Origin of the sequence: Bacillus sp. ABP14 (assembly GCF_001831375.1) — a bacterium.
GTDB lineage: Bacteria > Bacillota > Bacilli > Bacillales > Bacillaceae_G > Bacillus_A > Bacillus_A paranthracis.
Genome location: NZ_CP017016.1, coordinates 4,365,817 through 4,388,405, shown reverse-complemented (window position 1 = coordinate 4,388,405; position 22,589 = coordinate 4,365,817). Strand labels below are relative to the sequence as shown.

Genomic DNA, 22,589 nt, shown 5'->3' with positions numbered 1-22,589 from the left:
ATTAAGACTTTCTCGTATAATCTCCACTTTTTCCACCTGTTTTTTCAAGTAAGTACGTTTCACCAATAATCATACCTTTATCAACAGCTTTACACATATCGTACACGGTAAGAGCGGTAGCGGAAGCAGCTGTTAAAGCTTCCATTTCAACACCGGTGCTACCTTCTGTTTTAACTTTTACTTCAATAAGTAACCGATATTGTTCATCGGATTGTTTCCAATCGAAAGAAACGTCAACACCTTTTAATAATAAAGGATGGCACATTGGGATAATATCGGAAGTGCGTTTTGCAGCCATAATACCAGCGATTTGTGCAACTGCTAATACATCACCTTTCCCGATTTCGTTATGAGAGATTTTATCGTAAATTTCTTTTGTAACGACAATGCTAGAGCGCGCAATTGCTGTTCGAACGGTTGCTTTTTTATCGCTTATATCAACCATTTTCGCGCGTCCTTGGTCATTAAAGTGTGTGAATGAAGACATGGAATTCCTCCTTGAAGTAATTTCTATTTAATATATAAAGTTTAATCGAGATAAAAAAAATTGCAAATATGGGGTGAGAAACGATGGTAGAAAAACGAATTCCGATTCAAGTTGCTGATGCAGTAGAGAGAGTAATGGAATATGCGAAAATTGGTGAAGTAGAAGAAGTTTCTATTACGGAAAGTTACGGAAGAATTCTTGGAGAGGATGTTGTCTCTGATCATGACGTTCCTCATTTTGATCGTTCTCCTTACGATGGTTTCGCAATTCGAGCAGAAGATACGAAAGAAGCAAATCAAGAGAATGCAATTGAGTTTGAAGTAATAGGAGAAATCGGGGCGGGGTCTGTTTTTCTAGATACAGTAGGATCTTTTCAGGCGGTTCGTATTATGACAGGAGCAGCTATTCCAGCGGATTGTAATGCAGTCGTAATGCTAGAACTGACGGAAGGCTTTGAGAAGAACGGAAAAACATATATGAAGTTAAAGCGTCCTTTTCATAGTGGCGACAATGTGTCATTTAAAGGGGAAGATATAAAACAAAATGAAGTTCTCGTTCAGAAAGGTGTTGCAATTAATCCAGGTGTTGCGGCCTTATTAGCGACGTTTGGATATAGTACTGTGAAAGTTGTAAAACAGCCTGTTGTTGGTATTGTGACGACAGGAAGTGAATTGTTAGAAGTACATGAGTCGTTACAGCCAGGGAAAATTAGAAATAGTAACTCTTATATGATTGCTGCTCAAATTATGAAAGCGGGAGGTAAAGTCCGATATTATGGCCAACTTGCCGACGAGTTAGATGCGTGTTTTACCGCCGTTCAATCAGCGATGGATGAAGTTGATATTTTAATTACGACAGGCGGTGTGTCGGTAGGAGATTATGACTACTTGCCGGCTATTTATGAAAGATTACAAGCGAATGTACTCTTCAATAAAATAGCGATGAGACCAGGAAGTGTAACGACTGTAGCTGAAGTTGATGGAAAGTTACTTTTCGGTTTATCAGGGAATCCGTCAGCTTGTTACGTAGGATTTGAGCTATTTGTGCATCCAGTTATAAAAACATATTTGTATGCGAAAGAACCTCACGTATATAGAGCAGATGCTATTTTACAAAAAGATTTTCCAAAGCCGAATCCGTTTACTCGTTTTGTAAGAGCAAAGGTGACAATCGTGGACGGGGCATTACACGCGATGCCGGTCGGTTTAGATAAATCGAGTGCGGTATCTTCTCTTGCAGATGCGAATGCTTTTATTGTGCTACCTGGAGGAACGAGAGGCTTTGAGGCAGGGATGAAAGTGTCTGTATTATTGTTAGAGCACGCTGAGGGATGTGATTGGCCATGGGCAAAGCCCCTTCGCTCTTACAAATAGTAGGGTATCAAAATAGCGGGAAAACAACACTTGTAGAGAAAATTGTGCATGCATTAGCTGAACGGAAAATGAAAGTTGCTACCATTAAACATCACGGGCATGGAGGGTTTCCAGAAGTAGCGCAAAAAGATAGTGAAAGGCATAGAAAGGCCGGTGCTGTCGTAAGTAGTGTAGAAGGTGCTGGATTACTTTCATTGTCGTCATTAAGAGAGGAATGGTCCTTGCAAGAAATTATCCGTTTATACGAGTTTTTTGAAGTGGATACAATTTTAATTGAGGGCTATAAAAAAGAGAGCTATCCGAAAGTGGTGTTACTTCGTTCTGAAGAAGACGTTGAACTTTTACTTAAAGTAGAAAATATAGTAGCGGTTATTACGTGGCATGATGCTCCTGCAAACTTACGAGAAGAATATAAAGTATTTCATATAACAGAAGAAGAGTTATATATAGACTGGTTTTTACAAACGGTAAGGAGTGCGAAATGACACATACGTATTATGAAGTAATTGATACAGAAATTTCAATTGAAGAAGTAGCGAATAAGGTTATTCGCCGCGAATGTGGTGCTGTTACAACATTTATTGGAACGGTTAGAGAGTTTACGAAAGGGCGTCGTACATTATACTTAGAATATGTCGCTTATAAAACGATGGCAGAAAAGATGCTAGAGAAAATCGGATCAGAAGTGAAAGAGAAATGGCCAGATACACACGTTGCGATTACACATCGCATCGGTACACTGCAAATTTCTGATATCGCGGTTGTTGTAGCTGTTTCAACGCCGCATCGTAAAGCGGCTTATGAAGCAAATGAATACATTATGGAACGCATAAAACAAATTGTTCCGATTTGGAAAAAAGAGTTTTGGGAAGATGGAGACTCTTGGATTGGCGATCAATTAGAAAAAACGCCATATCCGGCGGGAGAGCCTGGGAAGGAGCTATAAGTATGATTCGAGTATTGTTATTTGCGAACTTACAAGAAGAAGCAGGAAGAAGTGAATTACAAATAGAGAAAGAAAGTATTACGGTTGCAGAGTTAAAAGATGTTGTTGCAAAAGAATATAATGTACCAGTCACAGAACCAATTATGGTTGCGATTAATGAAGAATATGCAAATGAAGATGACAGGGTCCAATCTGGTGATGTTGTTGCACTAATCCCGCCAGTGAGCGGTGGTTAATATTGGATTCATTAAAACGACTTTCCTATGTAGGGAAAGTCGTTTTTTTATGGCGTTTTTGAGAACACTAACGTATAGAACAAGGAGGGCGTTATGAAAAAATTATGTGTAATGCTAACGATGATATGCTCTATCTTTTCCTTTTTTCCAAGTTATTCTTTGGCAAAAGAATCGAATGAACAACTTTTAGAAAGTGCATTATTAAATCGATATTATTCTGTGATAAGACAAGTGACAGAAGACCAATATGAATGTGCTTCAGTTATAAATATAAAGCGTCTCGGCAAGAATGGTGAGTTCGTTCCTAGATATGAAGTGACGCTACAATTTCTTACATTTCAAGGAGCACATAATCCGCCAAATGATAAAGTTACGCTTACTTTGGAAGATTATTTAGATCACGTAAAGATAAAGAAAGTGGAGCGAGAAAAGAATGTTTCTGGTGCTATTGCAGAAAAGATTTGTGAAAGGGAAAAAGAAAAAATAAAAGCTCACTCTACTGATTCAGAGAGATAACTTATGACATTTAGTAAAGAAAGGTAATGAGCGATGGATATATTTTTAGCGATTTTACCAGCTATATTTTGGGGAAGTATTGTGCTATTTAACGTGAAACTGGGCGGAGGGCCTTATAGTCAAACGCTCGGTACAACGCTTGGCGCACTTATTTTCTCAATTGTTGTTTATATTTTTATGAAACCAGTATTGACTCCTACTGTTATCGGAGTTGGGATTGTGTCAGGTTTATTTTGGGCTCTCGGTCAGGCGAATCAATTAAAAAGTATTGATTTAATGGGCGTTTCGAGGACGATGCCGATTTCAACAGGACTTCAATTAGTTGCGACAACTTTATTTGGAGTCATCGTATTTCATGAGTGGTCCACAACAATATCAGTCGTCCTTGGTGTATTAGCTCTCGTTTGTATTATTATCGGTGTTATTTTAACATCTCTTCAAAGTGAAGAAGAAAAGAATGCAGAGCAAGCGGGCAATTTTAAAAAAGGCATTATCATTTTATTGATTTCAACAGTCGGTTATTTAGTTTACGTAGTAGTGATTAGACTGTTTAACGTAGATGGTTGGTCAGCTTTGTTGCCACAAGCAGTTGGTATGGTGTTAGGAGGGATTTTGCTTACTTTTAAACATCATCCATTTAATAAATATGCAATACGAAATATTATTCCAGGATTAATTTGGGCAGCTGGAAATATGTTTTTATTCATTTCGCAACCGCGTGTCGGAGTGGCAACAAGTTTCTCGCTATCGCAAATGGGAATTATTATTTCGACGCTTGGCGGGATTCTTATATTAGGTGAAAGAAAAACGAAACGTCAATTAACGGGTATTGTTGTCGGTATCGTTTTTATTATCGCAGCCGGAATTATGCTAGGTATAGCAAAAAGTTAAAGGAGGTATGGAAATGTATAGTGATTTAGAAGGAAAGGTTGTCGTTATTACAGGATCAGCAAGTGGTCTTGGAAGAGCAATGGGAGTAAGGTTTGCTGCGGAGAAAGCAAAGGTAGTGATTAATTATCGCTCACGGGAGTCAGAAGCGAATGATGTGTTAGAAGAAATTAAAAAGGTAGGCGGAGAAGCGATTGCTGTAAAAGGTGATGTGACGGTCGAATCAGATGTGGCGAATCTCATTCAATCTGCTGTAAAAGAGTTTGGTACGCTTGACGTTATGATTAATAATGCAGGGATAGAAAATGCGGTACCATCGCATGAAATGCCGCTTGAAGATTGGAATAGGGTAATTAACACAAATTTAACAGGTGCTTTTTTAGGAAGCCGTGAAGCGATTAAATATTTTGTAGAACACGATATTAAAGGATCTGTCATTAACATGTCGAGTGTTCATGAGAAAATTCCGTGGCCCTTATTCGTGCACTATGCAGCAAGTAAGGGTGGTATTAAACTGATGACAGAAACGTTAGCGTTAGAATATGCACCAAAAGGTATTCGAGTAAATAATATAGGGCCAGGTGCAATTAATACGCCGATCAATGCAGAAAAGTTTGCTGATCCTAAAAAACGTGCTGACGTAGAAAGTATGATACCGATGGGCTACATTGGAAAACCGGAAGAAATTGCAGCAGTCGCAACGTGGCTCGCTTCCTCAGAGGCGAGTTATGTAACTGGAATTACGCTATTTGCAGATGGTGGAATGACGTTATACCCATCGTTTCAAGCTGGGCGTGGGTAATAGAAAAGGACGAAGAGATAAAACTCTTCGTCCTTTTTTACACAAAAAAAATAGCGGCCAGCTATTTTAAATTTAGTGATTAATAGTGTCTTGAAGATATTCTGTTGCTTGATGTTCAGAAACATTTTGCACGAGTGCAACTTCACTAATCATCATTTTTCGGGCGTTATCTAGCATTTGTTTTTCGCTCGCATTTAAAGCTCTCTCTTTATTGCGGCGAAGTAAATCTCGAACAACTTCCGCACTATCTTGCAGATTGCCGTTTTTCATTTTTTCCATATTCATTGTATATCTTTGTTTCCAGGAAAGTGATGTATCTGATTCCCCGTTTTGAAATTCAAGAAGTATATCATCTAACGTACCTTTATCTACGATATAACGAATACCTGATTTTTGTAATTGATCCATCGGAAGCATTACTTGCATATCTTTACTAATGATACGTATTACACAATATTGACGTGTTGTTCCTAATATTTCTTTCTCTTCAATGGCTTCGATGACTCCTGCGCCGTTCATTGGATAAACGATTTTATCACCAATTTGAAACAAATCATCCACCTCCATATGTGGTAACCATCTTTAATGATAGCATAAGTGAATGAAAATGTAAAATTTTATATAATACCATAATAATTATATTTGAGTCAATAATTAAAAGTTCCTTTTATATATATTTTTTTGCTTTTATTTATTGATGATTTTGTTAGAAAAATAGTACAGGCGGAGAAAGGAGGCATATCCACTTATTTTTAAGCATAAAATGTAAAATCGCTAATACAATATACCTAAATCCGTTCTTTGCAAAGGAGGGAGAGAAGGTGGGGCGCACAATAAAAATTGATATTACAAATAAAGTTGTAGCTAAATTTAGGCCAGATTATTTGGAATTATATACGAGTAAATTTATGATAGGTAAGTTTTATGTCTATACTGAAGGTAAAGAATATGTGTTAGAAGACGGATATATATATGAAGACGGAAAGTTTTATCGCATCATAGATACGCACCGTGGCAATAATCAAGCGGCGGAGGGCTGCGATCTAGGATGGTGTTAACATGATTCGTGTGAAAGTGTTTGATGAAAGTCACGAAAAAGACTTAGAAGACGCTGTAAATGTTTTTTTGAAAAAGATTGATGATAGTAACTTTGTAGATATTAAGTACCAAGTCGGTGTTTCTATTAATGATGACGAAAACCAAATTTATTGTTTTTCAGCAATGATCGTTTATAAAGCATAAAAAAGAGCTGGGTGAGCCAGCTCTTTTTTATGTTTTATGTTGGGACAACATGTGTCGGTAATACGTTCATAATAGATTGGGTTGTGCCTAATTGTTTTGTAGTTAAAAGAGGCTCCCCTGTCTGATGATTTTGGGCATCTTTACACATACCAAGGTGATAACGATCACCTAAAAATGGATCAATATAAAACCCGTTTTTGAATACTTTATCATTCGGATGTTTTTCATGGTGAATGTCAGAGCAGTTAATGCAATAGAACATAGCGTTCAACCCCTTTTTATTTTTGTTTGAAAAAAGTGAGTCGGTAGTCATTTCGCTCCTAAGGAAATGTTGAGGAGAAGAGAAATAACTACCTACTCAAATGGTGGGCATATTCCTTCTGATTTTTCATATCTCGCGTAGTGTCCCTGAGGGAAGGAGGAGAGACGAAATACGCATGATATACGTAAGGCGCTTCTTCCAAGATGAATGATGGAGTTTCATGTTGAGAGAAGTTTTTATTTTTTGTTGCCTTTGTGAGTATATTATGAGGAAATGCTCGGAGGGTGTTTGTCCTGTTGAAAAAATGTTGAGAATTTCTCAACAGTAAAAAAGAGTTAGTGTTGACATGAAACTAAAAGGTGTTATATTATCGAAGTGTAACCAAAAGGTGTTATATTTGATTGCCGAATAAAGGAGAATGGAAATGGAACAACAACATACATTAACTGACATTAAACAAACGATCGTTTTTAACGCGTCTATTCAAAAGGTGTGGAATGTAGTATCAACTGCAGAAGGGATTGCCTCATGGTTTATGCCAAATGATTTCGTATTAGAGGTAGGACATGAATTTCATGTACAATCACCATTTGGACCATCACCATGTAAAGTATTAGAAATCGATGAGCCAAATCATCTATCTTTTTCATGGGATACAGATGGCTGGGTTGTTTCATTTCATCTGAAAGACCTAGGAGATAATAAAACAGAATTTACGTTAATTCACGGCGGCTGGAAACACCCTGATGAAATTCTTCCGAAAGCGAATGCGAAGAGCTCTATTATTCGCGACAGAATGAGCGGAGGCTGGGTAGCGATTGTAAATGAAAAACTGAAAAAGGTTGTCGAAGGCTAAGTGTCCTCATCAGCAGCGAAATATGATGTGTTTCAAGCAATTGCTGATCCAACCCGCCGAGAAGTAATACGGTTATTAAGTGATAAAGAGTTACCGATTTCCAAAATAACGGATCATTTTCCGATGAGTCGTACTGCGGTTGTAAAGCACCTTCATATTCTTTCAGAAGCGAATTTAGTAAGTGGAAGAAAAAGCGGAAGAGAGAAAATATATCGCTTGCATCCAGAACCATTAGAGGAATTACAACAGTGGCTCTCGTATTATGAACGTTTTTGGGATAATAAATTGTCCATGTTGAAACATATTGTGGAGAATGAAGAGTAAAAGAGGATGACCATTTTGGTCATCCTCTTTCTTATTGCTCACTCGTTTGTGTAGCGGGCTTTAATAAAAGCCAAGCGATAATTAATGTACATACTGCCAATACAAAAGTACTCATATAAATGACGTGTACACTTGATGCTAATGCGGATTGCGATTCGGTTACTACGTTTGTTGTAGTACCTCCATGTCCGCCAGATACAAGATCAAGGTTTTTAATACCACGTGCGTGAATCATCGTATTGAAGATTGTACCGAATATTGCCGCACCTAACGTTTGGCTAAATGTATTAATAAATGTGTTTAAACCAACGGCTGTTCCGCGTGTATGAGCTGGTACGGCTGCTTGAATTGTTACCATGTAAATCGGTGTCACAAGCCCCATTCCTAAGCCGAATAATCCGACTGCCACATAAATAAGGAACGATGGTGAATGTGTTGATAATGTAAATAATAAGAACGTAGCGACTGATAAAATGCTAGCCCCAAGTAAAATGATTTGTTTCGTTTTTAATTTTCCTACTAAGTTACCAGAGAAAATAGCTCCAAATGTCCACATAACAGGGATTGGCATTAAAATAAGTCCAGCTTCTGTCGCATTTTTTCCTAATACTCCTTGGCTCCAAATTGGAAGGTACATTGTAATACTAATAATCATTGCGCCAGCAATAAGCGTTAATATATTAATCGTAGATAATGTACGGTTAGAGAAAAGTGCTAGCGGAATTAATGGTTCCGGAGATTTTTTCTCGATGAATAAGAAAATAATGAATGAAACGACGGCGAAGATTAATAGGCCGATAATTGTTATGTCTCCCCAGTTTTGCTTACTGCTACCTGTTAATAACGCGTATAGTAGAGCAATCGTACTTAATGAGAAGACTGTTGCACCAAGATAGTCGATATGGTGTTTAGCTGGCTTAATAGATTCTTTGTAGTAAATGGCAATCATTAAGCAGGCAATAATTCCAAATGGAACGTTTAAGAAGAAAATATAACGCCAGGAAAGAGAATCAACTAAAAATCCACCTACTAACGGTCCGATAACACCTGAGACACCCCAAACGGCACTCATCCATCCTTGTGCTTTCGCGCGGTCTTTCGCTTCGCTATATAAGTCTCCAATAATCGTCATTGTGATCGGCATAACAGCACCAGCACCGATACCTTGAAGAGCGCGGAAGAAGATTAATTGTTCCATTGATGTAACGACACCGCAAAGTGCAGAACCGACTAAAAAGATTGTAGCTCCAATAAGTAAAACTTTTTTACGGCCAAATAAATCAGCGAGCTTTCCGTATATGGGAGTTGAAACCGCTGTGGCAAGCATGTAAATTGCGTAAACCCAGCTAACAAGTTCAACGCCGGATAAATCACTCGTTATACGAGGGATTGCTGTACTAACAATCGTTCCTTCTACCGCAGAAAGAAACGTCATTAGCATTAAAGACATCATGACTTTTTTTCTCATATGTTTTCCCCTTACCCTTTTTCAAATATTCAACAATATAAAATATAAAGGTACTAAGGTAAATAAAGCAACAAAAAAGCAATGGAAAGTTAAGGGGAGGGGATATTTGTCGCTTCTTGTCGGTAAGTCGATATATTTGAGAAATCGCCGATATAAGTTGTAGAATCGCTGATAAATTTGGAAAATCGCCGATAAAATTACAGAATCGCTGATATATCTGTGTAATCGCCGATAATAATTTCATGTACCTATAAAAAAAGAAACAGGAATCCCTGTTTCTCAGTTTAATATTGCATTTTTGAGTTTTCTCCAGCTGTCGTTCCGGCAATTCTACCAGTAACGAGAGCAGATGTAATGTTATAGCCACCAGTATAACCGTGAATATCAAGAACTTCCCCGCAGAAATATAAGCCATTTGTAAATTTAGAAGACATTTCTTTCGGGTTAATTTCTTTAACGGATACACCACCGCCAGTAACGAATGCTTTTTCAATTGACTGCGTACCATTTACATTCACAGTAAATTCTTTAAAGTCTTTCACAAGTGCACGAATCTTTTCGTGAGAAACTTGTCCAGCTTGCTCGCTGCCATCAATTTGATTTTTTTCTAATAAGAATAGGAAGTAACGTTCAGGAACATAACCTTTTAACACGTTTTTAATTCCTTTTTTCGGATCTTCTTTCATTTGTTTCAGCATGCGCTGGAATAGTTGCTCGCTATTTTCTTCTGGCAACGCATCAATACTCATTTGAACTGTATTCGTTTTGAACTTTTTCAGTGCTTTTACAACGAATTGACTACAGCGAAGTGCAGCAGGACCAGATAAGCCGAAATGAGTGAAGAGCATGTCCATTTTGTGAGAAATGATAGCTTTTCCTTTCGGGTTTAATACACTTAAGTTTACGTCTCGTAAAGCAAGTCCTTGTAGTGAACGGTCTCGAATAAATGGTTCGTTTGAAAGGATTGGTACTTCTGTTGGGAATAATTCTGTAATTGTATGACCTGCTTTTTCTGCCCAAGCATATCCGTCTCCAGTAGAACCGGTTTGCGGAACTGATTTTCCGCCGACAGCGATAACGACGTGATTTGTTTCTAGCACTTCGCCAGTCTTTAGTACGACTGCTTTCGTTTGACCATTTTCATATTCAATCGTTTCAACAGGTGTATTCGTGCGGATCTTTACACCTAAATCTTTTAATCGTGTTAAAAGTGCGTCTACTACCGATTGCGCTTTATTTGAAACAGGGAACATGCGGCCATGATCCTCTTCTTTCAGTTTTACACCGAGATTTTCGAAGAATGTAATAATATCTTCATTATTAAAAATAGAAAAAGCGCTGTATAAGAAGCGGCCATTTCCTGGTATATGTTTAACGATCTCATCAAGTGGTAGACGGTTCGTTACGTTACAGCGGCCGCCACCAGAAATCGCAAGTTTACGCCCTAGTTTATTTCCTTTATCAAGAAGTAAGACGCTTGCGCCTTCTTCTGCAGCACCGATTGCAGCCATTAGCCCAGAAGGCCCACCGCCGATGACAATAACATCATAATGCATAATATATCGACCTCATTTTCTACATTTCCTGCCTAAAAGAATAGCATGTTTTCCCTTAAAAGAAAAATAGAGTGAAGTACTGCTTAAGGAGAGAATTGTGGTACAATACAAAAGTTAGAGTTCAGCACTATCCTGTTATTTGTGGGCCATAGGACTAAAACCTTATGAGTTAGGGGAAGTCTAATAGTTCTCGAATGCTCGAATAGTTCAATTTATTATAGTTTCACTTTACCCCGCTATTTGCGGGCAGTAAGACTCCCGCCTTAAAGTTCAGTGGGAGATTAACTGCCTGTAAATGCCCGATTGGTGGGGGCTAATAATCAGTAGGGAAGAACACCCCACTGATTAAAGTTTCACTTTATGTAGATGTAGGAGGATTTTTGTATGTCCGATTCGAAATTTCTGCGCGGAACGCTTATCGTTACGTTAGGGACATTTTTAGTGAAGTTCTTAGGCATGATTTACGTCTTTCCGTTTCATGCATTAGTAGGGACAGAAGGCGGAACGCTCTATACATATGGATACATTCCATATACGATTTTTTTAAGTATTGCAACGGCAGGGGTGCCGCTTGCTGTTTCAAAATTCGTTTCCAAATATAATGCGCTTGGCGATTATAAAACGAGCCGGAGAATGTTCCGCTCGGGAATGGTTATGATGATAGTAACAGGAGTTCTTTCATTCCTAGTACTGTACATGACGGCGCCGTTGTTTGCAGAAGCAATGCTCGGTAAACAAAGTGTACACAGTAATATAGGAGAAGTTACGACGATTATTCGTCTTGTAAGTTTTGCGCTTATTGTTGTGCCGGCAGCGAGTTTAATTCGTGGTTATTTCCAAGGTCACCAATCGATGGGACCAACTACTGTTTCGCAAATTATTGAACAAATTATTCGTATCGTCTTTTTATTAGCGGGTAGTTTTATCGTTATTAAAGTACTTGGTGGTACAGTTGCAACAGCAGTTGGGGTAGCGACATTTGCTGCATTCGTTTCAGCAGTTGGAGCGCTCGGTGTACTCATTTGGTACTGGCTAAAACGTAAAAAACATTTAGATCAATATTTAATTGAACAAACTGTACCAGAATCGACAGTGAGTACGGTTCAATTATTTAAAGAATTATTTGCATATGCGATTCCTTACGTTGTAATTGGGTTAACAATTCCTTTATATCAACAAATTGATACATTGACATTTAACTCAATTATGCAAGCGATTGGCCAAGGTGATATTGCAGAGCGAGCGCTCGGTATTTTCACAATGTGGACGCATAAATTAATTATGATTCCTGTATCACTTGCGACAGCGTTTAGTTTAACGCTCGTACCAGCGATTACAAAATCATTTACTGAAAAGCAATACCGTTATTTAAAGTTACAAATTACACAAACATTCCAGGCAAATATGTTCTTAACATTGCCAGCAGTTGTCGGTATTTCATCACTTGCCTATCCGATTTATACTGCGTTTTACGATTCAGATCCATTAGGTGGACAAGTATTAATGTGGTATGCACCGGTTGCGTTGTTATTTGCTTTATTTACAGTAACAGCGGCAATTCTGCAAGGTATTAACCAACAAAAGCATGCGATTATCGCACTTATAATGGGTGTTATTTTGAAATTTGTATGTAACGTAATTTTTATTCGTTATTTCGGTACAGTAGGGGCAATTCTAGCAACAGCTGTTGGTTTCTTAGCTTCTGTTTGGTACACAAATCAACAAATTAAAAAATACGCACACTATTCATTCGGTGTTGTATATAAGAGAACATTCCAAATTGCAGTATTAACATTTGTAATGGTTGTGGTCGTAAAACTATCACAATGGATTCTATCCTTCGTGATTTCGCCGGACGGCCGAATGGGCGCTCTTATTACAGTTGCAATTTGTGCAGGTCTTGGCGGTCTTGTTTACGGATTGTTAGCGATTCGCACAGGAGTACTTGAAAGAGTATTTGGTGGAGAAGCGTTAGAGAAGATCCAACGTAAACTTGGCAATAGATTCAAAATAAAGTTGAAATCAAAAGGGGCGTAATTACGTCCCCTTTTCTATGATAAATAAAGAAGGTGAAAAACGTGAGATTAGATAAATTATTAGCAAATATGGGATATGGAAGTAGAAAAGAAGTAAAGAAATTATTGAAAGACGGCGTTGTAAAAATTGATGGCATATCAGTGAAAGATGCAAAGGTTCATGTAAATGTAGAAGAGCAAGAAGTTATGATTCACGGTGAAGTTGTGGAATATAAAGAGTTTGTTTACTTAATGATGCATAAACCACAAGGCGTTATTTCAGCGACAGAAGATGATAATCATGAAACGGTAATAGATTTATTAGAGTTAGAGGATGCGATTTTTAATCCGTTCCCAGTTGGAAGACTTGATATTGATACAGAAGGTTTCTTATTAATAACAAATGACGGGAAGTTATCACATCAATTGTTATCTCCGAAAAAGCATGTGCCGAAAAAATATTATGCACACGTTGCAGGAGTAGTAACAGAAGAGGATGTAAAAGAGTTTGCTAAAGGTGTTATTTTAGATGATGGCTATGAAACAAAGCCAGGTGCACTTACAATATTAAAAAGCGATGATATTTCTGAAATCGAGCTTGTCATTACAGAAGGAAAGTTCCATCAAGTAAAGCGTATGTTTGAAGCGGTAGGGAAAAAAGTAGTCTACTTAAAGAGAACAGAGATGGGACCGTTAGTGTTAGATGAAGAGCTAGAACTTGGACAATACCGTGAGCTAACAGATGAAGAAGTAGAGATGTTAAAAACATATCAAGTAGATACTGAGAAATAGTGCTATTTTTAGGCGCAGAAAAGACCCCTTTCTAATGAGTTAGAAAGGGGTATGTATTTATTTACATACAATTATTTTTCGTTATGAGGTCATTCTCACTTTCTTTCCTGTTGTTGTCCACTTACCGCGGCAAGGGCTATACACGAGTTCATTAAACTGCAACACATTTAGATCACGTTGTATCGTTCGCGGTGTGATCCCGAACTCATCTACAAGGTCTTTCGTCGTTACCGTTCCGTTTTCATTGATGTACATATAAATTGATTTAATGCGTGTTAGCATACGAGTAGTTGTAGGTTTCAAGAGAAAACCACTCCTCTACTAGTTTTTTTGACCCCATTCAGGAAAGAAGGTCGTTACTACCATTGTACTCTACATGATAAAATTCATGCTTTAATCTACTTAAATTTTACAGAAATTTAACAAATATTCATATAGAAAAATATTGGTAGTTGACATTGTATATATGGTCAGTCAACTAACACATAAAATTCTACGTAAAACGCCAAATTCCTGCAAATTTTTTTAGAAAAATAAAAGAAAAACTAATAAGAAATATCTGAAATATTACAATTGTTCGGTATTTGGTTTTCGTGTATGGCATAAGAGATTTCGGTTTGTTATGATGAAAGAAACAATATAGTGAAGGATGGATGCGTGATGTCAGCAATTAATTGGACAGAAGAAGTTGCAAAACGAAAAGATGATTTAATTCGTGATACACAACAATTTTTACAAATTAAAAGTGTATGGGAAGAAGAGTCGGCAAAAGAGGGCGCACCGTTCGGTGAAGGTGTAGAAAAAGCTTTATCTTTCATGTTACATAAAGGAGAAACGGAAGGTTTTACTTCTAAAAATTTAGAAGGGTATGCAGGTCATCTTGAAATGGGACAAGGAGAAGAATTAGTAGGTATTCTTTGTCACGTTGACGTTGTACCAGAAGGAGATGGTTGGACGACTCCTGCATATAGTGCAGATATTCGCGATGGAAAGATTTTTGCACGCGGTGCAATTGACGATAAAGGCCCAACGATGGCAGCTTACTATGCGATGAAAATTGTGAAAGAATTAGGTTTACCTCTTTCAAAACGCGTTCGTATGATTTTAGGAACAGATGAGGAAAGTAATTGGAAATGTGTAGATCATTACTTTAAAAACGAAGAAATGCCAACAATCGGTTTTGCGCCAGACGCGGACTTTCCAATTATTAATGCAGAAAAAGGAATTTCTGATATACAAGTTGTGCAAAATGGTAGTGGAGAGAAGAAAGGTACATATGAACTTGTTTCATTTGAGTCAGGTCGCCGTTTAAATATGGTTCCTGATTTTGCAGAAGCGGTTGTTACAGGAGAAGATGTAAATGCACTTACAGTAGCATATGAAGAGTATTTACAAACTGCTAAAAAAATAGGTGAAGCAATTGTAGAAGGTAATACAGTAACGTTGCAAATTAAAGGAATTTCAGCTCACGGATCTACTCCTGAAAAAGGAGAAAATGCAGGTTTATTACTGGCAAACTTCTTAACGAAAGTTGCTCTTGATGGAAAAGGGGCTTCGTTTGCGACATTTGTAGCAGCAACATTTATTGGTGATATTTATGGTGAAAAGGCTACTATCGCTTATAAAGATGAGGTTAGTGGTCCGTTAACAGTGAATGTTGGTCGCCTTTCTTATACGAAAGAAAATAGTGGCAATTTAGGATTAAACGTACGTTACCCAGTTACGACTAACTTTGAAGAAATGATTGCAAAGTTAAAAGAATATGTGGGTACTCATGGATTTGAAGTAGCTGATTATTCAAACTCTCGTCCGCATCACGTTGATAAAGACCACGTATTAATTCGTACGTTGCAGCGCGTATATGAAGAACAAACAGGTGAAAAAGCAGAACTATTAGCAATTGGCGGTGGTACTTACGCTCGTTCGTTAAAAGCTGGTGTTGCATTTGGCCCATTGTTCCCTGGAAAAGAAGAACTTGCACATCAAAAAGATGAGTATATTGAAATTGAAGACTTATTAAAAGCAACAGCAATTTACGCGCAAGCAATTTATGAATTAGCGAAGTAATGGATATATAAATAATAAAAGACCGTCCCGATACATTCTTTGGGACGGTTTTCTATTACGTGTCGTTTGTTGGTAAGCAGATGTTCCTTGTCGAAATGTCGATATCATTTCATCTATTAACGCGACCTGAACTTGGTTAGACTTGTAGGGAAGTTGGATTCTTTTTAATGGAATGAGATAAGAAAGAAAAGCAACAATAGAAAGAAGGAGAAGATGTACATGGAACTGCATTATTTTGTCGCGATTACGTTACCAAATCATATAAAAGAAGTGCTGTCTAACTATAGAGAGGAAATGCAGGAGGAATTACCATTTCGTTCGTGGGTACATAAAGAAGACTATCATATTACCCTTTCATTTTTAGGTAGTGCGACAGAGGAACAATTAGAAGGAATAAAGAATGGATTACAAACACTTATACAAATGAAAGAACTATCGTTCACATTACAAGGATTTTCAACGTTTGGTATGGAAGACAGGCCGCGTATTTTTTGGGCAAAGGTAAGCGGAAATCAAGATTTGTTTCAATTGCAAAAGCGAGTACACGTTATGTGTGAAGAGAATGGATTTTCTTTAGAAACGCGCCCATATCATCCGCATATTACTGTTGCTCGTAAATGGGTAGGGGAAGAAAAGTTTAATTTAGAACATATAAAGGAAGTGCCTAAAATATCATTTCAAGCGGATACGATTACTTTATACGAATCTCACGTGAAAGAAGCGCCGAAGTATAAAGCAATTGCTGAAATAAAATTACAAAAATAGAATGTATGAAAACGTTTTTTATACAGGTGAATATACTATAAAGAACAATGTGTTACTGTATAGGGCTTCGCTGATAAGAAAAGCCTTATCATTTGCAGCTCGTTTCATTTTAACTTTAAGAATGATGGTGATTTTTTTATGTTGAAAGTAAAACGTCCATTTGATGCCTATTTAGATGAAATGAATAAAATTACAATTTTGCTCCCACATGCGTATGGAACAAGTCGGACATTTCGTTTGCAAGAAGGAAGTAACGTGAAAGATTTACCGATTGCTCATACAATTGCGCTTCCGGATGCAACGAAGTATGAGTGCTTTATAGAAGAGCCGCTAGATGTGGGGAAGTATTATACAGTACGAGATGAACGGAATGAAGAAACAGATTTACAAATAGGTGCTGTCATAAGAACAGCGATTTTCGATGAGAAGTATTATTACGAAGGTACAGATTTAGGGGCAGTACACCAAAAGGAAGCAACTACATTTAAAGTATGGGCTCCAACTGCGAGGCTTGCGAAAGTAAGAATTTATAAAAGTGATAAAGAATATACAGATTACGAAATGTACAGAGAAGAAAATGGAGTTTGGGCTCATACATTGCACGGCGATTTAGCCGGTGAAAAGTATACATTTCTTGTTTGTATAAATTTAATATGGAACGAAGCTGTGGATCCTTATGCAAAATCAGTGACTGTAAATGGGAAGTACGGCGTTGTTATTGATTTGGAAAAGACGAATGTAACAAAGCTAGGGCAATTACCACCTTTACAAGCAATGACAGATGCCATATTGTATGAACTGCATATTCGTGATGCTACTATTCATCCAGGCAGTGGAGTGAGTAAAAAAGGAACATATAAGGGACTAATGGAAGAAGGAACGACAGGGCGAAATGGGACGTTAACAGGTTTGTCTCATATAAAGGATTTAGGTGTTACACATGTTGAACTATTACCCTTATATTGTTTCGGTGGTGTAGATGAGGCGAATCCTTCTTCTGCCTATAATTGGGGGTACAATCCATTATATTACAATGCACCAACGGGATATTATGCTACAAATCCCTCTGACCCGTATAACAGGATCGTAGAGTGTAAACAGCTGATTGAAACATTTCATGAGCACGGCATTAGAGTGATTATAGATGTTGTATATAATCATGTGTATGAAAGAGAGCTCTCATCATTTGAAAAGCTTGTCCCAGGATATTATTTTCGTCATGGTGAAAATGGTATGCCTTCTAATGGGACGGGAGTCGGAAATGACATAGCATCTGAACGGAAAATGATGAGGAAATTCATTGTAGAGTCTATTTTATATTGGCTTACAGAGTACAATGTTGATGGATTTCGGTTCGACTTAATGGGAATTTTAGATGTTGATACAATAAATATAATAGAAAAAGAAGTGCGAAACATAAAGCGAGATGCACTGCTATTAGGAGAAGGATGGGATTTACAAACACCACTTCCTCTAGAGGAAAAAGCAACGTTAAATAACGCAAAGAAAATGCCGCATATTGCGCAATTTAATGATCAATTTCGTGATGGGATAAAAGGGAGTACCTTTCATATAAATAAACGTGGTTTTGCATTTGGTGGGTATGTAGACTGTAATCATTTGCAGTATATTGCATCAGGAAGCCTTTTGAGTATGAAAGAAACAGGTTTGTTTCTAGAGCCTGTGCAAAGCATTAACTATGTAGAATGTCATGACAATATGACGATGTGGGATAAACTAATGCGCAGTAATGAAGAGTCGGAAGAGATTTTGAAAAAACGTCACGTGCTAGCAACTGCAATGGTGATTCTGTCGCAAGGCATCCCTTTCTTACATGCTGGGCAAGAGTTTTATCGTACGAAGCAAGGAAATGAAAATAGTTATAATGCAAATGATGAAATTAATCAATTAGATTGGGATCGAAAAGAGAAAGAAATAGAGACCGTTAACTATATAAAAGGTTTAATTGCGATTCGTAAAGAGCACGGAGCATTCCGGTTACAAAATGCAGACCTTATAAAAAAGCATATGACTTTTTTGCAAACATCCCCAGAAGTACTTGCATATCATTTAGAAAATGTAGAGTCGTTTGGACTGTGGAAAGAAATTGTCGTTTTATTTAATAGCAGTTTAGAAGAGAAAACGGTGCAACTGCCGAAAGAAGAAACGTGGCATGTGTTAGTAAACGAAAAGCAAGCGAAAATAGAGCCAATTTCTTCATTTAGAGGAAAGGAACTTAGGCTCGCTCCGATTAGCACGTATATATTGACGATAATGTGACAAATCGCTACTTGACGATGAGAATGTAATAAATGTAGAATTGACAAAGGTGACGATTTTGATAAGTTGTCATTCTATGGATGGTTTTGTAAAATAAAATAGAGAGTTTTTGGCTTATGCCAAATTTTCTTTTCATTTACAGTAAAATATATATGAATCCACAACATGTGTAGAAATGTTGCGGTTTTTCTTTTCATAACTATAAAAGATAAGGATTTGTTAACGGGTAATGAATATGGAATGGTTGGAACAATTATTAGGAAAAGAGTGGAGTCTTGTACCGGCTGGTGGAGTAACGGGCGATGCATATATTGCGCAAAACGGACAACAGAAGTTATTTTTAAAGCGGAATACATCGCCCTTTTTAGCGGTATTGTCAGCAGAAGGAATTGTTCCAAAATTACTTTGGACAAGAAGGGTAACGAACGGTGATGTAATTTCTGCTCAAAAATGGCTTCCGGGACAGAAGTTAGAGCCAGAGGATATGAAACTAGAACGTGTTGCGAAACTTTTGAAGAAAATACACTCATCTAAAGCACTTGTGCAGATGATTCAGAGACTTGGGAAGCAGCCGCTTCACGCACAAGAGTTATTACAACAACTGCAACTCGTTTTAAGAGGAGATATAAGGGATGAGGAAACAATTCAGCAAGGTCTTCAATATTTAATGGATTCATTAAAAGATATTGAATACAACGAATTCGTTGTATGCCATTGTGATGTAAACCATAACAATTGGCTATTGTCGGATGAAGATGAGTTGTTTTTAATTGATTGGGATGGAGCTGTAATTGCTGACCCAGCTCTAGACCTCGGTATGTTATTATATTGGTACATTCCGCGCCAAGAATGGAGTGAGTGGCTCGGTTACTATGATATTGAAATGGATGAATCGCTGCTTAAACGTATGAGATGGTATGTGATAGCACAAACGATTTTGTCTATTCAATGGCATACAACAAAAAAACAGCAAGCAGAAGCTGAATATTGGCATCAATATTTACAGCAACTACTTGCTTCAGAGTAATACTTAAGAAAAATTGTCCATTCCAGCAATCCACTGAGTAAGTTGTTCTTGATTATTGGAAATGTGGTTGTCCAAATTAGAGGAAGATTTACCCGATTGACTATAAGAATATACATCGTTTAGCATTGCTTTAGCGTCACTACTTATATTATCGTTTGCGAGTAACGATTGAATGAGACGCTCTAATTGCTCGCATTCAGAAACTGTCCCGCAACAATCACTTTGGTGATTGACTAAAATATCTTTCAGCACTTCTAATTGATGTTGTTGATTAATTGGCATGAACGGATCATCCTTTCGATTGTTTTTCTCTTCTTAGAAAAGTAAGAGAAAAAGCTGTTTCGTCATGGAATGTTTAATGCTGTATGTAGTTTTTATCAAAATGGTACATCTTATACTTGAAAGAAACGGACCGAGTGCTCGTACGTACTTGGTTTTTTGTTTGGTAGATTGATTAAAAACAGAAAGAAGGAATTATTCCTTTAAAATAGCTATGTAAAGAGAGGGAAACATCTATGCGTTTAAGACATAAACCATATGCAATGGATCGAATTAATGAGTATTCACATATCGTAATCGGAAACCCAGAGGAGCGCGCTGGTAACTGGAAAGAAGTATTTGGAAATGAGCAACCCATTCACATCGAAGTAGGTACAGGTCGTGGCCGCTTTATGTATGATATGGCAAAAGCCAATCCACATATTAATTATATTGGAATTGAAAAATTCACAAGTGTTGTTGTAGATGCACTTGATAAATTAATTGAAGAAGAATTACCGAACTTAAAGTTAATTAATAAAGATGCTGAAGATTTAACAGTTTTCTTTGCAAAAGGTGAGATTGATCGCGTGTATTTAAACTTCTCAGATCCATGGCCAAAGAAACGTCATACGAAGCGTCGTTTAACGTACAAAACGTTTTTACGCAATTATGAAGAAGTGTTAGTAGAAGGCGGAGAAATTCATTTCAAAACAGATAACCAAGGTTTATTTGAATATTCTCTTATGAGTATGGCGGAGTATGGTATGTTACTAACTTACTTAAGCTTAGATCTTCATAACAGCGACTTTGAAGGTAACATTATGACTGAGTACGAAGAGAAATTCTCTAGTAAAGGTCATCGCATTTACCGAGTAGAAGCAAAATATCGTACAGAGCCTATGCAGTAATGCATAGGTTTTTTGTATCTAAAATAATCAGAATTTTATGTTAGTATTGTAAGGAAAGGGGGAGGAAAAATGGAACAGTTACAAATTGGAGATATAAAAGTGACGTGGCTAAAAGGTGGGAACACACATTTAGATGGAGGAGCAATGTTTGGTGTTGTACCGAAAGTACTTTGGTCACGTAAATATAAACATAATGATACAAATCATATTTATTTACGAACAGATCCGTTACTTTTACAAACGAAAGATGGCAACATGCTCATTGATTCTGGTATAGGAAATGGTAAATTGAATGAAAAGATGAAGCGGAATCAAGGTGTAACGGAAGAGTCGTCAGTTGAGAATTCTTTAGAAAAGCTGGGACTAAAGCCTGAAGATATTCATTACGTTTTAATGACGCACCTTCACTTTGATCATGCATCTGGTTTAACGAAATGGGAAGGTGATCAACTTGTACCAACTTTTCCAAATGCGAAAGTTTACGTAAGTGAAACAGAGTGGAATGAAATGAGAAATCCAAATATTAGATCCCGTAATACATATTGGAAGGAAAATTGGGAGCCAATTGTAGACCAAGTTATTACGTTTCAGCAAGAAATAGAAATTACGGATGAAATAAAAATGGCGCATACGGGCGGCCATAGTGACGGACACGCAGTGATCGCTTTAGAAAGCAAAGGGGAAACGATGCTGCATTTAGCAGACCTATTGCCGACGCACGCCCATCAAAATGTATTATGGGTAATGGCTTATGATGATTATCCGATGACATCGATTGAAAATAAGCAAAAGTGGATGAAGTATGGAGCTGAAAAGGATGCTTGGTTTACATTTTATCATGACGCATATTACCGTGCAGTAAAGTGGAATGAGGAAGGGCACATTGTAGAAAAGATAGAGAGAAAAACGAGTATAGAAGCATAAAAAGAGCAGGTTGTTCCAGAATATTTGCTGGAGCGACCTCTTTTTTATTGTCGGCTTTTGTCGGTAAGTCGATATAATTGGGAAATCGCCGATATAAACCGAGTTGCGCCGATAAATTTAGAAAATCGCTGATATAAACCGAGTTGCGCCGATAAATTTAGAAAATCGCTGATATAAATTGAGTTGCGCCGATATATTCGGAAAATCGCCGATATAATTTCAAACACTACCCATAATTAAAAAATAAGAGGTTCACCTAATGGGAACCCTCCTGTTTATGCTGCTATAACCTCTAAAACAGTACCTGTTTTAGCATCAACTAAAAATTCAAATCGTTCTTGTATATCATTTAACATCGTTGTAAGACCGCCGCGATATACTTCATACGCGACATCATATTTTTCAAATGTCTCTGGAACCATATGTACCCAAGAGCCAGTAATTTCACCTTTATGACTTAATGCTTGTTTTACCATTTTCAATGCTTTTTCTGAAGAAATATGGGATTGTTCTTGTACTTTGTTTGCAACGAAATAACCAGCTGCGAACCCAACGCCAAGACCTGCTACTAAACCTTTCCAGCTCATATATTCA

General features: G+C 37.4%; 27 protein-coding genes. 19 read left to right on the top strand and 8 right to left on the bottom strand.

Going from position 1 to position 22,589, the window contains the following annotated elements:
* Position 1: 1 nt before the first annotated feature.
* The gene (moaC, locus tag BGI23_RS22900) at positions 2-487 is read right to left on the bottom strand and encodes a cyclic pyranopterin monophosphate synthase MoaC (protein ID WP_000094151.1); all 486 of its coding nucleotides are present in this window, start codon (positions 485-487) and stop codon (positions 2-4) included.
* An 83-nt stretch (positions 488-570) separates the two neighbouring features.
* On the opposite strand from moaC, the gene moeA reads away from it, so the two are divergent.
* The 7 genes from moeA (at position 571) to BGI23_RS22865 (ending at position 5,248) form a co-directional block, all read left to right on the top strand.
* Positions 571-1,860, top strand: coding sequence for a molybdopterin molybdotransferase MoeA (gene moeA / locus BGI23_RS22895; protein WP_070806992.1), 1,290 nt, complete (start codon positions 571-573; stop codon positions 1,858-1,860).
* Positions 1,830-2,345 carry a molybdopterin-guanine dinucleotide biosynthesis protein B gene (mobB, locus tag BGI23_RS22890; protein ID WP_000513648.1) on the top strand — a complete coding sequence of 172 codons (516 nt, stop codon included), beginning with the start codon at positions 1,830-1,832 and terminating at the stop codon, positions 2,343-2,345. Before moeA ends, mobB begins: the two co-directional genes overlap by 31 nt.
* Positions 2,342-2,806, top strand: coding sequence for a molybdopterin synthase catalytic subunit MoaE (moaE, locus tag BGI23_RS22885; RefSeq protein ID WP_000149942.1), 465 nt, complete (start codon positions 2,342-2,344; stop codon positions 2,804-2,806). Before mobB ends, moaE begins: the two co-directional genes overlap by 4 nt.
* A 2-nt stretch (positions 2,807-2,808) precedes the next feature.
* Positions 2,809-3,042 (top strand): molybdopterin converting factor subunit 1, encoded by a 234-nt coding sequence (gene moaD / locus BGI23_RS22880; protein WP_000621792.1) that lies wholly within the window; start codon positions 2,809-2,811, stop codon positions 3,040-3,042.
* 93 nt (positions 3,043-3,135) lie between these two features.
* Positions 3,136-3,558 carry a DUF3888 domain-containing protein gene (locus tag BGI23_RS22875; protein ID WP_000732105.1) on the top strand — a complete coding sequence of 141 codons (423 nt, stop codon included), beginning with the start codon at positions 3,136-3,138 and terminating at the stop codon, positions 3,556-3,558.
* 33 nt (positions 3,559-3,591) lie between these two features.
* Positions 3,592-4,449: a glucose uptake protein GlcU gene (gene glcU / locus BGI23_RS22870; RefSeq protein ID WP_070806991.1), complete on the top strand. Its 858-nt coding sequence runs from the start codon at positions 3,592-3,594 to the stop codon at positions 4,447-4,449.
* A 13-nt stretch (positions 4,450-4,462) separates the two neighbouring features.
* Positions 4,463-5,248: a glucose 1-dehydrogenase gene (locus BGI23_RS22865; RefSeq protein WP_000286684.1), complete on the top strand. Its 786-nt coding sequence runs from the start codon at positions 4,463-4,465 to the stop codon at positions 5,246-5,248.
* Positions 5,249-5,320: 72 nt separating this feature from the next.
* Here the strand turns inward: BGI23_RS22865 and BGI23_RS22860 are convergent, their stop codons facing one another.
* Positions 5,321-5,815, bottom strand: coding sequence for a CarD family transcriptional regulator (locus tag BGI23_RS22860; protein WP_001993652.1), 495 nt, complete (start codon positions 5,813-5,815; stop codon positions 5,321-5,323).
* A gap of 254 nt (positions 5,816-6,069) precedes the next feature.
* Here BGI23_RS22860 and BGI23_RS22855 point away from each other — a divergent pair, with 254 nt between their 5' ends.
* Both BGI23_RS22855 and BGI23_RS22850 read left to right on the top strand, forming a co-directional pair.
* On the top strand, positions 6,070-6,306 hold the full coding sequence (locus tag BGI23_RS22855; protein ID WP_000533799.1) for a DUF2553 family protein: 237 nt from the start codon (positions 6,070-6,072) through the stop codon (positions 6,304-6,306).
* A gap of 1 nt (position 6,307) precedes the next feature.
* Complete coding sequence (locus BGI23_RS22850; RefSeq protein WP_000621751.1) at positions 6,308-6,490, top strand: sporulation protein Cse60; 183 nt, start codon at positions 6,308-6,310, stop codon at positions 6,488-6,490.
* Between the two features lie 34 nt (positions 6,491-6,524).
* Here BGI23_RS22850 and BGI23_RS22845 read toward each other — a convergent pair whose 3' ends face one another.
* A complete protein-coding gene (locus BGI23_RS22845) occupies positions 6,525-6,752 on the bottom strand; it encodes a DUF3973 domain-containing protein (RefSeq protein WP_000498992.1) in 228 nt (75 codons plus the stop codon).
* 424 nt (positions 6,753-7,176) lie between these two features.
* On the opposite strand from BGI23_RS22845, the gene BGI23_RS22840 reads away from it, so the two are divergent.
* Together BGI23_RS22840 and BGI23_RS22835 are read left to right on the top strand one after the other, a co-directional pair.
* Positions 7,177-7,608, top strand: a complete 432-nt coding sequence (locus BGI23_RS22840) for an SRPBCC family protein (RefSeq protein WP_000437669.1) — start codon at positions 7,177-7,179, stop codon at positions 7,606-7,608.
* Positions 7,609-7,932, top strand: a complete 324-nt coding sequence (locus BGI23_RS22835; RefSeq protein WP_000098837.1) for an ArsR/SmtB family transcription factor — start codon at positions 7,609-7,611, stop codon at positions 7,930-7,932.
* A gap of 31 nt (positions 7,933-7,963) precedes the next feature.
* On the opposite strand, the gene BGI23_RS22830 is transcribed toward BGI23_RS22835, so the two are convergent.
* Together BGI23_RS22830 and BGI23_RS22825 are read right to left on the bottom strand one after the other, a co-directional pair.
* Positions 7,964-9,400 carry an MDR family MFS transporter gene (locus tag BGI23_RS22830; protein ID WP_001228012.1) on the bottom strand — a complete coding sequence of 479 codons (1,437 nt, stop codon included), beginning with the start codon at positions 9,398-9,400 and terminating at the stop codon, positions 7,964-7,966.
* A 284-nt stretch (positions 9,401-9,684) separates the two neighbouring features.
* Positions 9,685-10,956 carry a BaiN/RdsA family NAD(P)/FAD-dependent oxidoreductase gene (locus tag BGI23_RS22825; RefSeq protein WP_070806990.1) on the bottom strand — a complete coding sequence of 424 codons (1,272 nt, stop codon included), beginning with the start codon at positions 10,954-10,956 and terminating at the stop codon, positions 9,685-9,687.
* Between the two features lie 384 nt (positions 10,957-11,340).
* On the opposite strand from BGI23_RS22825, the gene BGI23_RS22820 reads away from it, so the two are divergent.
* Both BGI23_RS22820 and BGI23_RS22815 read left to right on the top strand, forming a co-directional pair.
* The gene (locus tag BGI23_RS22820) at positions 11,341-12,993 is read left to right on the top strand and encodes a putative polysaccharide biosynthesis protein (protein WP_070806989.1); all 1,653 of its coding nucleotides are present in this window, start codon (positions 11,341-11,343) and stop codon (positions 12,991-12,993) included.
* Between the two features lie 41 nt (positions 12,994-13,034).
* The gene (locus BGI23_RS22815) at positions 13,035-13,763 is read left to right on the top strand and encodes a pseudouridine synthase (RefSeq protein WP_001234935.1); all 729 of its coding nucleotides are present in this window, start codon (positions 13,035-13,037) and stop codon (positions 13,761-13,763) included.
* Between the two features lie 81 nt (positions 13,764-13,844).
* On the opposite strand, the gene BGI23_RS22810 is transcribed toward BGI23_RS22815, so the two are convergent.
* Positions 13,845-14,066: a DeoR family transcriptional regulator gene (locus BGI23_RS22810; protein WP_000805512.1), complete on the bottom strand. Its 222-nt coding sequence runs from the start codon at positions 14,064-14,066 to the stop codon at positions 13,845-13,847.
* 357 nt (positions 14,067-14,423) lie between these two features.
* Between BGI23_RS22810 and pepV the strand changes: the two genes are divergently transcribed.
* From pepV to BGI23_RS22785, 4 genes are all read left to right on the top strand, one after another.
* Positions 14,424-15,830: a dipeptidase PepV gene (gene pepV / locus BGI23_RS22805; RefSeq protein ID WP_070806988.1), complete on the top strand. Its 1,407-nt coding sequence runs from the start codon at positions 14,424-14,426 to the stop codon at positions 15,828-15,830.
* 219 nt (positions 15,831-16,049) lie between these two features.
* Positions 16,050-16,595 (top strand): RNA 2',3'-cyclic phosphodiesterase, encoded by a 546-nt coding sequence (thpR, locus tag BGI23_RS22800; RefSeq protein WP_070806987.1) that lies wholly within the window; start codon positions 16,050-16,052, stop codon positions 16,593-16,595.
* 138 nt (positions 16,596-16,733) lie between these two features.
* The gene (gene pulA, locus BGI23_RS22790; protein ID WP_070806986.1) at positions 16,734-18,875 is read left to right on the top strand and encodes a type I pullulanase; all 2,142 of its coding nucleotides are present in this window, start codon (positions 16,734-16,736) and stop codon (positions 18,873-18,875) included.
* 229 nt (positions 18,876-19,104) lie between these two features.
* Entirely contained in the window at positions 19,105-19,902 is a 798-nt protein-coding gene (locus BGI23_RS22785; RefSeq protein ID WP_001055736.1) for a phosphotransferase family protein, read from the top strand.
* A gap of 3 nt (positions 19,903-19,905) precedes the next feature.
* Here the strand turns inward: BGI23_RS22785 and BGI23_RS22780 are convergent, their stop codons facing one another.
* Positions 19,906-20,184, bottom strand: coding sequence for a YtzH-like family protein (locus BGI23_RS22780; RefSeq protein WP_001122234.1), 279 nt, complete (start codon positions 20,182-20,184; stop codon positions 19,906-19,908).
* Positions 20,185-20,417: 233 nt separating this feature from the next.
* On the opposite strand from BGI23_RS22780, the gene trmB reads away from it, so the two are divergent.
* Both trmB and BGI23_RS22770 read left to right on the top strand, forming a co-directional pair.
* Positions 20,418-21,071, top strand: a complete 654-nt coding sequence (gene trmB / locus BGI23_RS22775; protein ID WP_001239380.1) for a tRNA (guanosine(46)-N7)-methyltransferase TrmB — start codon at positions 20,418-20,420, stop codon at positions 21,069-21,071.
* Between the two features lie 69 nt (positions 21,072-21,140).
* Positions 21,141-21,995 (top strand): YtnP family quorum-quenching lactonase, encoded by an 855-nt coding sequence (locus BGI23_RS22770; protein WP_000436844.1) that lies wholly within the window; start codon positions 21,141-21,143, stop codon positions 21,993-21,995.
* A gap of 275 nt (positions 21,996-22,270) precedes the next feature.
* Here BGI23_RS22770 and BGI23_RS22765 read toward each other — a convergent pair whose 3' ends face one another.
* Positions 22,271-22,582, bottom strand: coding sequence for a PepSY domain-containing protein (locus BGI23_RS22765; protein WP_000118540.1), 312 nt, complete (start codon positions 22,580-22,582; stop codon positions 22,271-22,273).
* Positions 22,583-22,589 lie beyond the last annotated feature (7 nt).

Excerpts from the sequence above, each read along its gene's own strand:
- moaC (WP_000094151.1), bottom strand. The coding sequence starts at position 487 with ATGTCTTCATTCACACACTTTAATGACCAAGGACGCGCGAAAATGGTT.
- moeA (WP_070806992.1), top strand. The coding sequence starts at position 571 with ATGGTAGAAAAACGAATTCCGATTCAAGTTGCTGATGCAGTAGAGAGA.
- mobB (WP_000513648.1), top strand. The coding sequence starts at position 1,830 with ATGGGCAAAGCCCCTTCGCTCTTACAAATAGTAGGGTATCAAAATAGC.
- moaE (WP_000149942.1), top strand. The coding sequence starts at position 2,342 with ATGACACATACGTATTATGAAGTAATTGATACAGAAATTTCAATTGAA.
- moaD (WP_000621792.1), top strand. The coding sequence starts at position 2,809 with ATGATTCGAGTATTGTTATTTGCGAACTTACAAGAAGAAGCAGGAAGA.
- BGI23_RS22875 (WP_000732105.1), top strand. The coding sequence starts at position 3,136 with ATGAAAAAATTATGTGTAATGCTAACGATGATATGCTCTATCTTTTCC.
- glcU (WP_070806991.1), top strand. The coding sequence starts at position 3,592 with ATGGATATATTTTTAGCGATTTTACCAGCTATATTTTGGGGAAGTATT.
- BGI23_RS22865 (WP_000286684.1), top strand. The coding sequence starts at position 4,463 with ATGTATAGTGATTTAGAAGGAAAGGTTGTCGTTATTACAGGATCAGCA.
- BGI23_RS22860 (WP_001993652.1), bottom strand. The coding sequence starts at position 5,815 with ATGGAGGTGGATGATTTGTTTCAAATTGGTGATAAAATCGTTTATCCA.
- BGI23_RS22850 (WP_000621751.1), top strand. The coding sequence starts at position 6,308 with ATGATTCGTGTGAAAGTGTTTGATGAAAGTCACGAAAAAGACTTAGAA.
- BGI23_RS22845 (WP_000498992.1), bottom strand. The coding sequence starts at position 6,752 with ATGTTCTATTGCATTAACTGCTCTGACATTCACCATGAAAAACATCCG.
- BGI23_RS22840 (WP_000437669.1), top strand. The coding sequence starts at position 7,177 with ATGGAACAACAACATACATTAACTGACATTAAACAAACGATCGTTTTT.
- BGI23_RS22830 (WP_001228012.1), bottom strand. The coding sequence starts at position 9,400 with ATGAGAAAAAAAGTCATGATGTCTTTAATGCTAATGACGTTTCTTTCT.
- BGI23_RS22825 (WP_070806990.1), bottom strand. The coding sequence starts at position 10,956 with ATGCATTATGATGTTATTGTCATCGGCGGTGGGCCTTCTGGGCTAATG.
- BGI23_RS22820 (WP_070806989.1), top strand. The coding sequence starts at position 11,341 with ATGTCCGATTCGAAATTTCTGCGCGGAACGCTTATCGTTACGTTAGGG.
- pepV (WP_070806988.1), top strand. The coding sequence starts at position 14,424 with ATGTCAGCAATTAATTGGACAGAAGAAGTTGCAAAACGAAAAGATGAT.
- thpR (WP_070806987.1), top strand. The coding sequence starts at position 16,050 with ATGGAACTGCATTATTTTGTCGCGATTACGTTACCAAATCATATAAAA.
- pulA (WP_070806986.1), top strand. The coding sequence starts at position 16,734 with ATGTTGAAAGTAAAACGTCCATTTGATGCCTATTTAGATGAAATGAAT.
- BGI23_RS22785 (WP_001055736.1), top strand. The coding sequence starts at position 19,105 with ATGAATATGGAATGGTTGGAACAATTATTAGGAAAAGAGTGGAGTCTT.
- BGI23_RS22780 (WP_001122234.1), bottom strand. The coding sequence starts at position 20,184 with ATGCCAATTAATCAACAACATCAATTAGAAGTGCTGAAAGATATTTTA.
- trmB (WP_001239380.1), top strand. The coding sequence starts at position 20,418 with ATGCGTTTAAGACATAAACCATATGCAATGGATCGAATTAATGAGTAT.
- BGI23_RS22770 (WP_000436844.1), top strand. The coding sequence starts at position 21,141 with ATGGAACAGTTACAAATTGGAGATATAAAAGTGACGTGGCTAAAAGGT.
- BGI23_RS22765 (WP_000118540.1), bottom strand. The coding sequence starts at position 22,582 with ATGAGCTGGAAAGGTTTAGTAGCAGGTCTTGGCGTTGGGTTCGCAGCT.